This is a genomic window from Janthinobacterium sp. PC23-8 (assembly GCF_002250505.1).
GTDB lineage: Bacteria > Pseudomonadota > Gammaproteobacteria > Burkholderiales > Burkholderiaceae_D > Janthinobacterium.
Genome location: NZ_NJGY01000004.1, coordinates 441,702 through 456,731, shown reverse-complemented (window position 1 = coordinate 456,731; position 15,030 = coordinate 441,702). Strand labels below are relative to the sequence as shown.

Below are 15,030 nucleotides of genomic sequence, written 5' to 3'. Positions count from 1 at the left end.
CCGTCATGCATCACGGCGCCACGCGGGGCAGTGGGCAGCGGTGTTGTGGTGCCTGGTTTCTGCTGCTATGCAGCATGATTTGATGGCTGTTCTGAGTGTGAGCACTTGCGTCGACTTGGTGCTGCCAGCTGGCTTGTCGTATTTGGAGTGGAACTACCGATAAATGCGGCTTTTGATGTACTTAAACTACAAACTTTACTTGCCTCGAAGCTCATTCATCCTTTAAGCTGGGCGTCCCATGCGTCCCACTTACACTTAAAATCATGAGCGCTCCGTCTACTCCCGCATTGCCCACTTCCGCCTACGCCGATGGTCCGCGCCTGCTGGCCGATGTAGGCGGCACGAATGCCCGTTTTGCCCTGGAAGTGGCTGCCGGCCAGATCGGCCAGGTGGAAGTGCTGCCGTGCGCCGACTACCCGAGCCTGGCCGCCGCCCTGCAAGCCTATCTGGCCTTGCCGCAAGTGGCCGCCGCCGGTGGCCAGGCCGTGCGCCATGCCGTCATTGCGATTGCCAACCCGGTCGCCGGCGATTTCCTCAGCATGACCAACCATCACTGGTCGTTCTCGATCCGCGCCATGCGCGAAGAGTGCGGTTTTGTCACGCTCGAGGTGGTCAACGATTTCACCGCGCTGGCGCGCGCCGTGCCGATGCTGTCCGACCATGAAAAGCGCCAGGTCGGCGCCGGCACCGCGCGCCCGAATACGGCCATCGGCCTGATCGGCGCCGGCACGGGCCTCGGTGTGTCGGGCCTGATTCCGTCGCACGGCGGCTGGATCGCGCTGCAAAGCGAAGGCGGCCATGTCAACTTTGCCCCCTTCAATGAACTCGAAGTGTCGATTCTGCAGTTTGCCTGGCGCGAATTCGAGCACGTCTCGGCCGAACGCCTGATTTCCGGCGATGGCCTGGAGCTGATCTACCGCGCATTGGCCGACCGCGCTGGCGTAGCCGACGAGCAACTGCCGGCCGCCGAAATCACGCGCCGCGCGCTGGCCGGCGAATCGACGCTGTGCGACGAGGTCATCGAAACCTTCTGCTGCATGCTCGGCACCGTGGCCGCCAACGTGGCCGTGACCCTGGGCGCGCTGGGCGGCATCTATATCGGCGGCGGCATCGTGCCACGGCTCGGCGCGCGCTTCGACCGTTCGGGCTTCCGCGCCCGTTTCGAACGCAAGGGCCGCTTTGCCAATTACGTGTCGCAGGTGCCCACTTTCGTCATTACCGCGCAATACCCGGCTTTTCTCGGCACCTCGGCCATCCTGGCCGAAAAACTGTCCGCACAATAAGGTGAACTGATCTGTAGCGTTTACGCCGGGCAAATGGCTGTTTTGCCCGGTTTTGCGCTTTTCCGCTTTTTATCAGGTACAATTGGCATCGTTGGATGAAACGACGACTGTCTCACCCGCCCGGCGCCCGGCGCCGGCACAGATGAAGCAGCTGCTCCGGAAAATCGTTTCATTGCTGGTTATTTAAGGCCAGCGCCATGGATCGCAGGATATTCATCGCATCCGCAAGACTCCCGCTTTGCGCGCTTAGGCCAAGGCGTCGGAAAAACAGCCTCAACTTGTAACCCAGCATGACATCGTCAGTGATGCCTGCCATCTGTTACGTTGAAATGAACGTTTTGATTTCTTTCTCTGCACACGAATTGCAACACATATCCGCACAGAATTGCTATGAACACCATTGAGGCCAAAAGAGTCCTCGAAACAGCGCTGCTGTGCGCGCGTGAATCGCTGACGATCCACAGCCTGAAAAAGCTGTTCGTCGATGCCGACGACAATGGCCGCGTACGCGGCGCCGGCGTCGGCGCCGATACGATCAAGCAGTTGCTCGAGGAGTTGCGGCAGGAATGGGAAGGGCGCGGCATCGAAGTGGTCAGCCTGGCGTCGGGCTGGCGCTTCCAGAGCCGTCCTGAAATGAAGATCTACCTCGACCGGCTGACCCCGGAGCGCCCGCCGAAGTATTCGCGGGCGACCCTGGAAACGCTGGCCATTATCGCCTACCGCCAGCCCGTCACGCGCGGCGATATCGAAGAAATTCGCGGCGTGGCCGTCAACTCGCAGACGATCAAGATGCTGGAAGACCGCGGCTGGGTCGATGCGGTCGGCTACCGCGACGTGGTGGGGCGGCCGGCCTTGCTGGCCACCACCAGACAGTTTTTGGATGACCTGGGTTTGAGTTCGCTGTCCCAGCTGCCGCCGTTGCAGCAAATCAGCGACATGCAGGGCAACGGGCTCGAAGCCCTGGAAGCGGCCCTGCAGGAAAATTTTGACAAAGCAACCAATAACGTTGCAGTACCGCTTGGTGCGGGTAGCAGTACGGCTGTGACAATAGTGACAGCAAGCCCTGATGCCGGCCCCGATGCTTCGCCCGCGAGCGAAGCCTATACTCACGACCCTGCGCCAGAACTAACGGCTGACGCTGCGCCAGGTCAGCACAGCCAAGAAACGAACAATGAATAATCCGAACACACCCGAGACAGTACCCGCCAGCGACGACGTCATCGTTGCCAAGCCCAAGCGCCGCACCAAGGCTCAGATCGAAGCGGACGCCGCTGCCGGCAGCATCGCCGCCGCGCCCATAGCCGATGCCGTGCCGGCCGCCAAGCCGAAGCGCCGCACCAAGGCCGAGATCGCCGCCGCCGCTGCTATCGTCGCGCCCGCCGCCGAGGTGGTCGAGGCCGCGCCAGTCGTCAAGAAAGCCCGCGCCAAGGCCGCGCCGAAAGCGCCGCCTGACGCTGCCGCCGCCGACGCGCCTGCCGACGTTGCCGTGCCGGCGCCGCGCCCACCGCGCGCGCGCGCCGCCGCCAAGGCCGCTGCGGTTGAGGCCGAAACCGCGCCGCAAGCAGTCGTGGAAAAAACCGAGGAAACCCGCGCCACGCGTGGGCCGCGCCAGATGCGCGGCGTGCAAGCCGAACGGCAAGCCGAACGCGCGTTGCGCCAGCCGCCGCGCCAGAAGGCCGGGAAGGCGGAACAAGCTGACGCCGCACCGCAGGAAGCTGCAGCCGAACCCGCCGCGCCGGTCGCCGATGTGTTCGACGCCGAAGGCAACCTCGTTTCCGCAGCGCGCCAGCCGCGCCAGCCGCGCAACGATCTGCCGGGCACCGGCAAGAACGCCGGCAAGAGCCGTAAAAAGGGCAAGGGCCGCCAGGCTGCGCCAGGCAAACTGAACGAAGCCGATGCGATCTTCTCGTTCGTCACCTCCGACGCGTTCGACAGCGAAGAGGGCGGCACCGGCCGCGTGCAGAAAACCGCCGTGCGCCGCGACCTGACCTCCGACGACGACGCACCCAAGCTGCACAAGGTGCTGGCCGAAGCCGGTCTCGGTTCGCGCCGCGACATGGAAGACCTGATCATTTCGGGCCGCGTGTCCGTCAATGGCGAGCCGGCCCATATCGGCCAGCGCATCTTGCCGTCGGACCATGTCCGCATCAATGGCAAACTGATCCAGCGCCGCGTCAGCAAAAAGCCGCCGCGCGTGCTCGTGTATCACAAGCCGGCCGGCGAAATCGTCAGCCACAACGACCCGGACGGCCGTCCTTCCGTGTTCGACCGCCTGCCGACCATGAAGGCCGGCAAATGGCTGGCCGTCGGCCGCCTCGATTTCAATACCGAAGGCTTGCTGCTGTTTACCACCTCCGGTGACCTGGCCAACCGCCTGATGCACCCGCGCTACGGCATCGACCGCGAGTACGCCGTGCGTACCCTGGGCGAACTGGAAGAAGGCATGCGCCAGAAACTGCTGGCCGGCGTCGAACTTGAAGACGGCCTGGCGCAGTTTTCGAAGATCGCCGATGGTGGCGGCGAAGGCATCAACAAGTGGTACCGCGTGGTGATCGGCGAAGGCCGTAACCGCGAAGTGCGCCGCATGTTCGAAGCGATCGGCCTGACCGTCTCGCGCCTGATCCGTACCCGCTACGGCGCGATGACCTTGCCAAGTGGCCTGAAACGCGGCCGCTGGGAAGAGATGGAAGAAAATACCGTACGCGACCTGCTGGCCGCCTACGGCATCGAAAAGAAAATGCCGGCTTCCGGTGATCCACGCGCCGCTGGCGCCGCGAAAGGGCGCGACGCGCGCAAGGTCGACCGCAAGGAGCGCGATGACGAGCCGAACGGCAACCGCATCGATGTCAGCAACCGCAACGCCGATCCGTTCCCGGTCGCGCCGCGCCGTGGCCAGCCAGGCGGCGGTCAGTTTGCCCGCCCACAAGGCCAGGGCCAGGGCCGCCCGGGCGGCATGGGCCGTCCCGGCGAAGCGCGCGGTCCTGGCCGTGGCCAGCCGCAAGGCCCGTTCCAGGGCGGTCAGCCGCGTTCGGCCGCTGCCTTCGACGGTGCGCCGCAGGGACGCGCTCCGCGTGTGGCCGGCCAGGGTGGCCAGGGCCGTCCCGGTGGCGCTGACCGCGCACCGCAGCGCGGCCCACGCCAGCCCGATCCGTTGCAAACCACGTTCGGCTTTGCCAATACCGGCCCGCGCCGTACTGGTGGTGGTGGTGGTGCCGGCCAGGTGCGATCCGGTGGCCAGCCGCGCGGTGGCATGGATGGCATGCCGCGCCGCCGCACCAAAGGTTAATTAATACTTGTAGCGCACCCGCTTTTCTGCGTGGGTGCGCGCTCTTGTAACTGTTGTAAGTCGGCCATGGTCGCATGTGCGGCATTGCAGCGAAGTTAATAAGAGGTTATAATCTGCAGCCTAATAAAAGTTCTCCGCAGGGTTGTTCGGTAGAGAGTGCTTTCATCTGGTTGGGGAAATACAAGAAGATGGGCAGATGCCCATTTTTTTTTTGTTGAACCGTTTGTCATGGCTCCGCGAGGGGCCATATATGATTGAATGCGTGTTTTTGCCCAGTGTCTGGCGCTGCCAGGCGCGATATCGGGCGAAAACGGGCCTTATTTCTGGAGAATTTCTTGCAGCAGTTGGGATTAATTGAAAAGACAGTCACAGGTCTGGGCTATGAGCTCGTTGATGTCGAACGTGCCGAGCGCGGAATGCTGCGCGTCTTTATTGATTTCAGCGCCGCCGATGCCGCTGAAAAAGGTCCGATCACGGTCGAAGACTGTGCCACGGTGAGTCACCAGTTATCGCATGTGTTGACGGTAGAGAACGTTCCTTACGAGCGTCTCGAGATTTCTTCCCCGGGCCTGGACCGGCCGGTGCGCAAGCTGGAAGACTTCGTCCGTTTCGCAGGCCAGGAAATCATCGTCAAGCTGCGCGTGGCGATGCCGGGTACGAACAACCGGAAATCGTTCCAGGGGATCTTGCAAGAACCCGTGGGCGAGAATTTGTCGTTGGAATTCGAAGGTAAGGATGGTCCGGCGATGTTGGAGTTTACGCTCGCCGATGTGGATAAGGCACGCTTGGTGCCGCAGGTGGTTTTTAAGGGACGCAAAGCATGAGTCGCGAAGTTTTATTATTGGTAGACGCGCTGGCGCGCGAAAAAAACGTCGATAAAGATGTCGTCTTCGGCGCCCTCGAATTCGCGTTGGCGCAAGCCACGAAGAAACGATATGAGGGTGAAGTGGACATCCGCGTTTCGATCGACCGCGATTCGGGCGAATTTGAATCGTTCCGCCGCTGGCACGTCGTGCCTGACGAAGCCGGCCTGCAACTGCCGGATCAGGAAATCCTGCACTTCGAAGCGAAAGAACAGATCGCCGACATCGAAGTCGATGACCATATCGAAGAGCCGATCGAGTCCGTCGAATTCGGCCGCCGCTTTGCGCAAGACACCAAGCAGGTCGTTTTGCAGCGCGTGCGTGACGCCGAGCGCGAACAGATCCTGGTTGACTTCCTGGAACGCGGCGACTCGCTCGTCACCGGCACCATCAAGCGCATGGAACGCGGCGATGCAATCGTCGAGTCCGGCAAGATCGAAGCGCGCCTGCCGCGCGACCAGATGATCCCGAAAGAGAATCTGCGCATCGGCGACCGCGTGCGTGCTTTCATCCTGCGCATCGACCGCAACATGCGCGGCCCGCAGGTGATCCTGTCGCGCACCGCGCCGGAATTCATCATGAAGCTGTTCGAACTGGAAGTGCCGGAAATCGAACAAGGCATGCTGGAAATTAAATCGGCCGCCCGCGATGCCGGCGTGCGCGCCAAAATCGCCGTCTACACGGCCGACAAGCGCATCGACCCGATCGGCACCTGCGTCGGCATGCGCGGTTCGCGCGTGCAGGCTGTCACCGGTGAGTTGGGTGGCGAGCGCGTCGACATCGTGTTGTGGTCGGAAGATCCGGCGCAGTTCGTCATCGGCGCGCTGGCGCCGGCGAACGTGTCGTCGATCATGGTCGACGAAGAAAAGCACGCGATGGACGTGGTGGTCGACGAAGAGAACCTGGCCATCGCGATCGGCCGTTCCGGCCAGAACGTGCGCCTGGCCGCCGACCTGACCGGTTGGAAGATCAACATCATGACGGCCGAAGAATCGGCCGACAAAGCTGCCCAGGAAACGGCTGCCGTGCGCATCCTGTTCATGGAAAAGCTCGATGTGGACCAAGAAGTTGCAGACATTCTGGTGGAAGAGGGTTTCGCCAGTCTGGAAGAAATCGCCTACGTGCCAATTTCCGAGATGCTGGAAATCGAATCGTTTGACGAAGATACCGTCAATGAACTCCGTACCCGTGCGCGTGATGCGCTCGTTACCGAAGCGATCGCTTCGGAAGAGGGACTGGAAGGCATGGACGAGGCGTTGGTGGGTCTGGAAGGCATGGACCGCGTCACCGCTGGCAAGCTGGGTCTGGCTGGTATCAAGACCGTTGAAGCATTTGCAGCACTGGCATATGACGAAGTTGGCGCAATCCTGGCCTTGTCTGCGGACCGTGCGCGTGAACTGATTACAAGTGAATTTAAAGATGTGACCGACGATGAGATGAAGTTGGTTGACTCGAAATATGACGATCGTGCCAAGGCGCTGCAAGCCAAGGCATGGAGTCTGGCTGAATCCGCAAAGGCTTAATTTGAGTATCTTTATCATCTCCGCGACACATAGAAAAGAGGACTGAATGGCGAGTAACAACGTAGCCCAATTTGCCACCGAACTGAAGATGCCTGCAGATTTGCTGCTGACGCAGCTGCGTTCTGCCGGCGTCGAGAAAAGTTCGACGTCAGATCCATTGTCGAAAGATGATAAGGACAAGCTTTTGGATCATCTGCGCCGCACCCATGGCGCAGCGGCTGACACAGAAAAGAAGAAAATCACCGTGACCCGCAAGGAAACGACTGAGATCAAGCAAGCCGATGCAACCGGCAAATCGCGCACCATCCAGGTGGAAGTGCGCAAGAAACGCACCTTCGTCCAGCGTGACGAAGCGGCGCCTGCCGCCACGCCTGAACCGGTTGCGCCTGCCGCACCGGTGATCGATCCCGCCGAAGTGGCGCGTCGTGAAGAAGAAGTTCGCAAGCAAGCTGAACTGATCGCACGCCAGGAAGCCGATCTGCGTGAGAAACAGGAACGTCTGGCCAAGCTCGACGCGGAAAAAGAAGCCCAGGCGAAAGCCACGCAACAGGCTGAACTGTCCGCCAAGAAAGAAGCCGACGCCGAAGCGAAGAAAGCTGCCGCCAAGGCTGCCGCCGCGCCTGCTGCCAGCGCTGCCGCGCCAGTGGCTGACGACGCCGCCGCCGAAGCGAAAAAAGCCGCCGCCGCCGAAGAAGCGAAGAAAAAAGCTGCCGCTGCCGCAGTCGCCGCCAAGGAAGCCGCTGAAAAAGCCGAAGCCACCGATCGTGCCCGCAAGGCCGTGGCGGACGAGGTCGCCCAGATCAAGGCCATGATGAACGCGCCACGCCGCGCCATCAAGGCCCCTGAACCAGTGCCTGTCCCGGTCAAGCCGAAGGCGCCCGAAGGCACGCTGCACAAGCCGGCCGACAAGAAGCCTGGCGACAAGCCAGCCGACAAGAAGCCTGCCGTGGCAGACAAGAAATCGATCAAGTCGGCCAATGTATCGTCCACCTGGTCCGATGACGCGAAAAAACGCGGCACCACCGGCGGTCCCAAGCCACGCGGCAATAGCGGCCCTGCCGGCCGTGACAGCTGGCGTGGTGGCGCCAAGGGCCGTCGCCCGACGCACCATGACGACCGCGAAACGAATTTCCAGGCGCCAACTGAAGCCGTCATCAAGGATGTGCACGTGCCGGAAACCATTACGGTTGCCGAACTGGCGCACAAGATGTCGGTCAAGGCTTCCGAAGTCATCAAGCATTTGATGAAACTGGGCCAGATGTGCACCATCAACCAGGTGCTGGACCAGGAAACGGCCATGATACTGGTCGAGGAAATGGGCCACAAGGCGTTTGCCGCCGAACTGGACGATCCGGAAGCCCTGCTGGCCGATGTGGGCGAACACGCGCACTTCGAAACCAAGCCGCGCGCACCGGTGGTCACCGTCATGGGTCACGTCGACCATGGTAAAACTTCCTTGCTCGATTACATCCGCCGCGCCAAAGTGGCGTCGGGCGAAGCCGGTGGCATTACGCAGCATATCGGCGCTTACCACGTCGACACGCCACGCGGCATGATCACCTTCCTCGACACCCCGGGTCACGAAGCGTTTACCGCCATGCGTGCCCGTGGCGCCAAGGCAACCGACATCGTGATTCTGGTGGTTGCCGCCGACGATGGCGTGATGCCGCAAACGAAAGAAGCGATTGCCCACGCGAAAGCTGCCGGCGTACCGCTGGTGGTGGCGATCAACAAGGTCGACAAACCGGGTGGCAACGTTGACCGTGTGACGCAGGAACTGGTTGCCGAACAGGTCGTGCCGGAAGAGTACGGTGGCGAATCGCCATTCGTGCCGGTGTCGGCCAAAACCGGCCAGGGTATCGACGAGCTGCTCGAGCAAGTGCTGCTGCAGGCCGAGGTGCTGGAACTGACAGCGCCCGTCGATGCGCCGGCCCGTGGCCTGGTGGTTGAAGCCCGTCTGGACAAGGGCCGTGGCCCGGTCGCAACGATCCTGGTGCAATCGGGTACCTTGCGCCGTGGCGACGTGATCCTGGCCGGTTCTTCGTATGGCCGCGTGCGCGCCATGCTGGACGAAAACGGCAAGTCGATTGCCGAAGCCGGTCCATCGATCCCGGTCGAGATCCAGGGTCTGACCGAAGTGCCGGTCGCCGGTGAAGAAGTGGTCGTGATGGCCGACGAGCGCAAGGCGCGTGAAATTGGTCTGTTCCGTCAAGGTAAGTTCCGCGACGTGAAACTGGCCAAGCAGCAAGCCGCGAAACTGGAAAACATGTTCGACCAGATGGCCGAAGGCGAAGTGAAAAACTTGCCGTTGATCATCAAGACCGACGTGCAGGGTTCGCAAGAAGCACTGGTGGGCTCGTTGCAGAAACTGTCGACCTCGGAAGTGCGCGTGCAGGTTGTACACGCAGCCGTTGGCGGCATCACGGAATCGGACGTCAACCTGGCGGTCGCCTCGAAAGCGGTCATCATCGGCTTTAACGCCCGTGCTGACGCCCAGGCGCGCAAGCTGGCCGAGTCGAACGGCGTGGACATTCGCTACTACAACATCATCTACGATGCGATCGACGAGATCCGTTCGGCGCTGTCGGGCATGTTGGCGCCAGAGAAACGCGAAACGGTCATCGGCCAGGTCGAGATCCGCCAGGTTATCCTGGTCTCGAAAGTCGGCGCGATTGCCGGTTGCCTGGTCACCGATGGCGTCGTCAAGCGTGCTTCGTCGGTGCGCCTGTTGCGCAACAACATCGTGGTCTGGAGTGGCGAGATCGAGTCCCTGAAACGCTTCAAGGACGACGCCAAAGAAGTCCGCGCCGGCCTCGAGTGCGGCCTGTCGCTGAAGAACTACAACGACATCCAGGTTGGCGACACCCTGGAAGTGTTCGAAGTGCAGGAAATCGCTCGTACCTTGTAATTACGGAAGAACAGCGCGGACAGTGATCTGTCCGCGCACAACACGCGGGGCGCATGGGGCTACGGGCAACCGTTTGATCCATGCGCCCTGCGGCACTCAGGACAGCATAATCATGGCCAAACATAGCAAAACCATGCCGGCGCGCGGCTTGCGCGTGGCAGACCAGATCCAGCGCGATCTGGCCGAAATCGTCGCCTACGAACTGAAAGACCCGCGCGTGGGCACGATGATCACCATCACCGAAGTGCAGATCACGCCCGACTACGCGCACGCCAAGGTGTTTTTCACGATGTTGAAAGACAGCAAGGAAGCCATCAAGAACACCACCGAAGGCCTGATGGCTGCGGCCGGTTTTATCCGTGGCCTGCTGGGCAAGCGCCTGCATATCCACACCCTGCCGATGCTGCATTTCGTGCACGACAGCTCGACCTCGCGCGGCATGGAAATGTCCTTGTTGATCGACAAGGCCAACGCCACCCGTGCGGCGGACGCCGAGCCGGACGAGAAGGTGGAAACCAAGCCGGAAGCTGATAAAGCGGACGAGCAATAAACGTGGCGGGACCGAAACGACCACCAGGCCTCAAGCGCGTACGCGACCTGGTCGACGGCGTGCTGCTGATGGACAAGCCTGTCGGCTGGTCCAGCAACGATGCGCTGATCAAGTCCAAGCGCGTGTTGAACGCGAAGAAGGCGGGCCATACCGGCACGCTCGATCCGTTCGCCACCGGTTTGCTGCCGCTGTGCTTTGGCGAGGCCACCAAGTTTTCCCAGGATCTGCTCGAAGCCGACAAGACCTATGAAACCCTGGTGCACCTGGGCGTGGCGACCGATACGGGCGACACCGAAGGCGCCGTCATCGCCACGCGCGACGTCGACGTGACGGTCGAACAGATCGAAGCTGTGCTGGCGCAGTTCCGTGGACCGATTTTGCAAACGCCGCCGATGTATTCGGCCTTGAAGCGCGACGGCAAGCCGCTGTACGAATATGCGCGCGCCGGCATCACCCTGGAGCGCGAAGCGCGCCCGGTGACCATCCACCAGCTGGAGTTTTTGAGCTACGAAGCGCCGTTCCTGAAACTGTCGGTGATGTGCAGCAAGGGCACGTATATCCGCGTGCTGGGCGAAGACATCGGCAACGCCCTCGGTTGCGGCGCGCACCTGAACGCCTTGCGCCGCACCCGGGTCGGCGAGTTGACGCTGGACGGCGTGATCACGCTCGACGAACTGACGGCGCATGCCGAACCGTTGAGCCTGCTTGCCCCCGTGGACGCCTTGCTGTCGAGTTTTCCGGCGGTGCGCTTGAGCGAAGAATTGGCCAGGCGCTTCCTGCATGGCCAGCGCATTGCGCTGGGCAAGGAAGAGGTCGTCGTGCCAGCCGGGCCGGGCAGGGTGCGCGTGTATCACGACGCCAGACTGCTGGGCACCGGCCAGTTGCAGGAGTACAGCATCCTGGCGCCGGAGCGCCTGATCGCTACCGCCCACCAATAATTATCTGTGTTGCATTTTAACCCATCCACTCCTGCAGCCTGGAACCGCCAGCAATTTTAAATGGCGCCGTAACGCAACATGCTATACTACGCGGTTCCAGTTTCAGCCACTACCGAAACGCACCGTACACCCCGTACGCACCCTGCAGTTTTTCAGCAAATATAACGACCATGTCTACTACAAAACGCGCAATTCGTAACATCGCCATTATCGCCCACGTTGACCACGGCAAAACCACGCTGGTGGATCAGCTGCTGCGCCAGTCCGGTACCTTCCGTGAAAACCAAGCGGTCGACACCCGAGTCATGGACTCGAACGACCTGGAAAAGGAGCGCGGCATTACGATTTTGTCGAAGAACTGCGCCGTTGAGTACGAAGGCACCCACATCAATATCGTCGACACCCCGGGCCACGCCGACTTCGGCGGCGAAGTGGAACGTGTGCTGTCGATGGTCGATTCGGTCTTGCTGCTGATCGATGCCCAGGAAGGCCCGATGCCGCAAACCCGTTTCGTCACCCGCAAGGCGCTGGCACTGGGTCTGAAGCCTATCGTCATCGTCAACAAGATCGACCGTCCAGGCGCGCGCCCGGACTGGGCCATCAACCAGACGTTCGAACTGTTCGACAAACTCGGCGCGACCGACGAACAACTGGACTTCCCGATCATTTACGCTTCGGGCCTGAACGGCTACGCCGGCCTGACCGAAGATATCCGCAGCGGCGACATGAAGCCGATGTTCGACGCCATCCTGGAACACGTGCCAGTACGTGACGACAATCCGGAAGGCCCGCTGCAGATGCAGATCACCTCGCTCGACTACTCGTCCTACGTCGGCAAGATCGGCATTGGCCGCGTCAACCGCGGTACCGTCAAGGTCGGCCAGGACGTGCTGGTCATCAATGGCCCAGGCGCGACGCCAGTCAAAGGCCGCATCAACCAGGTGCTGAACTTCAAGGGCCTGGAGCGCGTGCTGGTCGACGAAGCCGTTGCCGGCGACATCTGCCTGATCAACGGTATCGACGAAATCGGTATCGGTTCGACCCTGTGCGCGCCGGATACCCCGGAACCGCTGCCGATGCTGACCGTCGATGAGCCGACCCTGACCATGAACTTCATGGTCAACAATTCGCCACTGGCTGGCCGCGAAGGCAAGTTCGTTACCAGCCGTCAGCTGCGCGACCGTCTGGACCGCGAACTGAAAGCCAACGTTGCCCTGCGCGTTACACCAACCGACGACGACACGATCTTTGAAGTGTCGGGCCGCGGCGAATTGCACCTGACGATTCTGATCGAAAACATGCGCCGCGAAGGCTTCGAGCTGGCCGTATCGCGTCCACGCGTGGTCTTCAAAATGGTCGATGGCGTGCGCCACGAGCCGTTTGAAAACCTGTCGGTCGACGTGGAAGAAGCCAACCAGGGCGGCGTCATGGAAGAACTGGGCCGTCGTCGCGGCGACCTGCAAAACATGGAATCGGATGGCAAGGGCCGCGTGCGTCTCGAGTATCTGATCCCGGCGCGTGGCCTGATCGGCTTCCAGGGCGAATTCATGACCCTGACCCGCGGCACCGGCCTGATGAGCCACGTGTTCCATGAATACGCACCGGTCGACAACACCCGTGGCGAAATGGCTGGCCGTCGCAACGGCGTGCTGATCTCGCAAGACGACGGCGCCGCCGTTGCATACGCGATCTGGAAACTGCAGGACCGCGGCCGCATGTTCGTGTCGCACAATGACCCGGTCTACGAAGGCATGGTCATCGGCATCCACTCGCGCGACAACGACCTGGTCGTCAACCCGATCAAGGGCAAGCAGCTGACCAACGTGCGTTCGTCGGGTACCGACGAAGCGGTGCGCCTGGTACCACCGATCCAGATGTCGCTGGAATACGCGGTCGAATTCATCGAGGACGACGAACTGGTCGAAATCACGCCTAAATCGATCCGCCTGCGCAAGCGCTTCCTGAAAGAGCACGAGCGTAAAAAAGCGTCGCGTGACGCGTAATATGTAGTGCAAGCATGGCCTCTCGGCCATGCTGCTTCCAGCCCGCTACGCAGCTTCACTTTTACCGGTGATGCGCGCAGCGGGTTTGTCATTTGCAGCCCCTGTTTTCATACACACCATGACTTCCTCTTCTCTGCCTTCCCGCCGCCTGTCCGTCGCCCCGATGATGGACTGGACCGACCGCCACTGCCGCAAGTTCCACCGCGAAATCACGCGCCATACCTGGTTGTATACAGAGATGGTGACCACCGGCGCGCTGGTGTATGGCGACGTGGAGCGCCACCTGCGCTTCAACGAGGAGGAGCATCCGGTGGCCTTGCAGCTCGGCGGCAGCGATCCGGCCGACCTGGCCAGCAGCGCCAGACTGGGCCAGCAATGGGGCTATGACGAGATCAACCTGAACTGCGGTTGCCCGTCCGAGCGCGTGCAGAAGGGCGCCTTTGGCGCCTGCCTGATGGCCGAGCCGCAACTGGTGGCCGATTGCGTGAAGGCCATGCGCGACGTGGTCGATATCGACGTCACCGTCAAGCACCGCATCGGCATCGATGACAGCGAGTCGTATGGCTTCGTGCGCGACTTTGTCGGCACGGTGGCCGAGGCCGGCTGCAAAACGTTTATCGTGCATGCGCGTAACGCCATCCTGAAAGGCCTGAGCCCCAAGGAGAACCGCGAAGTGCCGCCGCTGAAATACGAGTACGCCTACCAGCTCAAGCGCGACTTTCCGCAATTCGAATTCATCATCAACGGCGGCATCAGGACGCTCGATGAGATCGACCTGCACCTGCAGCACCTGGACGGCGTGATGCTGGGCCGCGAGGCCTATCACAATCCGTATGTGATGGCGCAGTTCGACCAGCGCTATTACGGCGACGAGACGCAAGTGAAAACGCGCGAGCAGGTGCTCGAAGCGATGATTCCTTATATCACTGCGCAGCTGGCCAAAGAGGATCGCATGAAGCTCAACAGCATCACGCGCCATATGCTGGGCCTGATGCAGAACCTGCCCGGTGCGCGCGGTTTCCGCCAGACCTTGTCCGACTCAAAAAAGCTGGCCGCGGGCGATCCGCGGCTGCTGCTCGAAGCGGCGGCGCGTCTTTCGCCGGCGCAGGCCTGAGGCTCGCGCCTGGTTTCTTGCGCTGTGGTCGGGATGGCTGAAGTGTCGTTTTTACGCCATTATCAGGCCCGTAATACCGCTTTTCATCTATCTTCCCAGTTCTCTTCTTTTTGCCTTTTTGTGGTGAAAAAACGTCTTTTTGCATACCATTACATGTTGGCAATGTGCTGTTTTGGCACATCGTTGCACAGTCATGGGGCGTTTTCACGGTGCAAGAAACGGTGATGTTGTCATTTTCCCGAAGAAAGTTAATCTGCAACTTATTCAGGCAGTTATCGCTTGCTCTGAGGCAAAACTTACACCTATAATTGATTATAGACAAATATTTCTCATACGAATTTTTTGTGTCACGGTGGAATTAATCGTAAATAAAAAGCAATATGAGAGGCTAATTTGCATGCGCAGTCATCGGGTGATCGACGGGGCTGCCGGAGGCAGGAACCACACCGTGTTGCGCGCAACCGGGTACCGCTGGTGGGCTGGTCAAGCCCTTGGCGGATATTGGCGTTGCGTAGCGTTCGTCTTGTCGTACCGGGCAAAATTCTTATCAATAGTTTCATTT

General features: G+C 61.0%; 10 protein-coding genes. All 10 read left to right on the top strand.

Translation table 11 applies throughout. The annotated features are described in order from the left end of the window. The first annotated feature begins 263 nt into the window (after positions 1 to 263). The 10 genes from CD932_RS25635 to dusA all read left to right on the top strand — a co-directional run bounded on the left by CD932_RS25635 (position 264) and on the right by dusA (position 14,468). Positions 264 to 1,283 (top strand): glucokinase, encoded by a 1,020-nt coding sequence (locus CD932_RS25635; RefSeq protein ID WP_094445696.1) that lies wholly within the window; start codon positions 264 to 266, stop codon positions 1,281 to 1,283. A gap of 390 nt (positions 1,284 to 1,673) precedes the next feature. Beyond that, positions 1,674 to 2,462: an SMC-Scp complex subunit ScpB gene (gene scpB / locus CD932_RS25630; RefSeq protein WP_094445695.1), complete on the top strand. Its 789-nt coding sequence runs from the start codon at positions 1,674 to 1,676 to the stop codon at positions 2,460 to 2,462. Continuing rightward, complete coding sequence (rluB, locus tag CD932_RS25625; protein WP_094445694.1) at positions 2,455 to 4,569, top strand: 23S rRNA pseudouridine(2605) synthase RluB; 2,115 nt, start codon at positions 2,455 to 2,457, stop codon at positions 4,567 to 4,569. The genes scpB and rluB overlap by 8 nt, the downstream gene beginning before the upstream one ends. Before the next feature lie 335 nt (positions 4,570 to 4,904). Then, positions 4,905 to 5,393: a ribosome maturation factor RimP gene (gene rimP, locus CD932_RS25620; RefSeq protein WP_094445693.1), complete on the top strand. Its 489-nt coding sequence runs from the start codon at positions 4,905 to 4,907 to the stop codon at positions 5,391 to 5,393. Then, the gene (gene nusA, locus CD932_RS25615; protein ID WP_094445692.1) at positions 5,390 to 6,955 is read left to right on the top strand and encodes a transcription termination factor NusA; all 1,566 of its coding nucleotides are present in this window, start codon (positions 5,390 to 5,392) and stop codon (positions 6,953 to 6,955) included. The genes rimP and nusA overlap by 4 nt, the downstream gene beginning before the upstream one ends. A 46-nt stretch (positions 6,956 to 7,001) precedes the next feature. Further along, positions 7,002 to 9,863, top strand: coding sequence for a translation initiation factor IF-2 (gene infB / locus CD932_RS25610; RefSeq protein WP_094445691.1), 2,862 nt, complete (start codon positions 7,002 to 7,004; stop codon positions 9,861 to 9,863). A 112-nt stretch (positions 9,864 to 9,975) separates the two neighbouring features. Then, positions 9,976 to 10,413 (top strand): 30S ribosome-binding factor RbfA, encoded by a 438-nt coding sequence (rbfA, locus tag CD932_RS25605; protein WP_094445690.1) that lies wholly within the window; start codon positions 9,976 to 9,978, stop codon positions 10,411 to 10,413. Positions 10,414 to 10,415: 2 nt separating this feature from the next. Continuing rightward, complete coding sequence (truB, locus tag CD932_RS25600) at positions 10,416 to 11,351, top strand: tRNA pseudouridine(55) synthase TruB (RefSeq protein ID WP_094445689.1); 936 nt, start codon at positions 10,416 to 10,418, stop codon at positions 11,349 to 11,351. 170 nt (positions 11,352 to 11,521) lie between these two features. Continuing rightward, positions 11,522 to 13,354 carry a translational GTPase TypA gene (typA, locus tag CD932_RS25595; RefSeq protein WP_094445688.1) on the top strand — a complete coding sequence of 611 codons (1,833 nt, stop codon included), beginning with the start codon at positions 11,522 to 11,524 and terminating at the stop codon, positions 13,352 to 13,354. A 118-nt stretch (positions 13,355 to 13,472) separates the two neighbouring features. After that, positions 13,473 to 14,468 (top strand): tRNA dihydrouridine(20/20a) synthase DusA, encoded by a 996-nt coding sequence (gene dusA, locus CD932_RS25590; RefSeq protein WP_094445687.1) that lies wholly within the window; start codon positions 13,473 to 13,475, stop codon positions 14,466 to 14,468. Positions 14,469 to 15,030 lie beyond the last annotated feature (562 nt).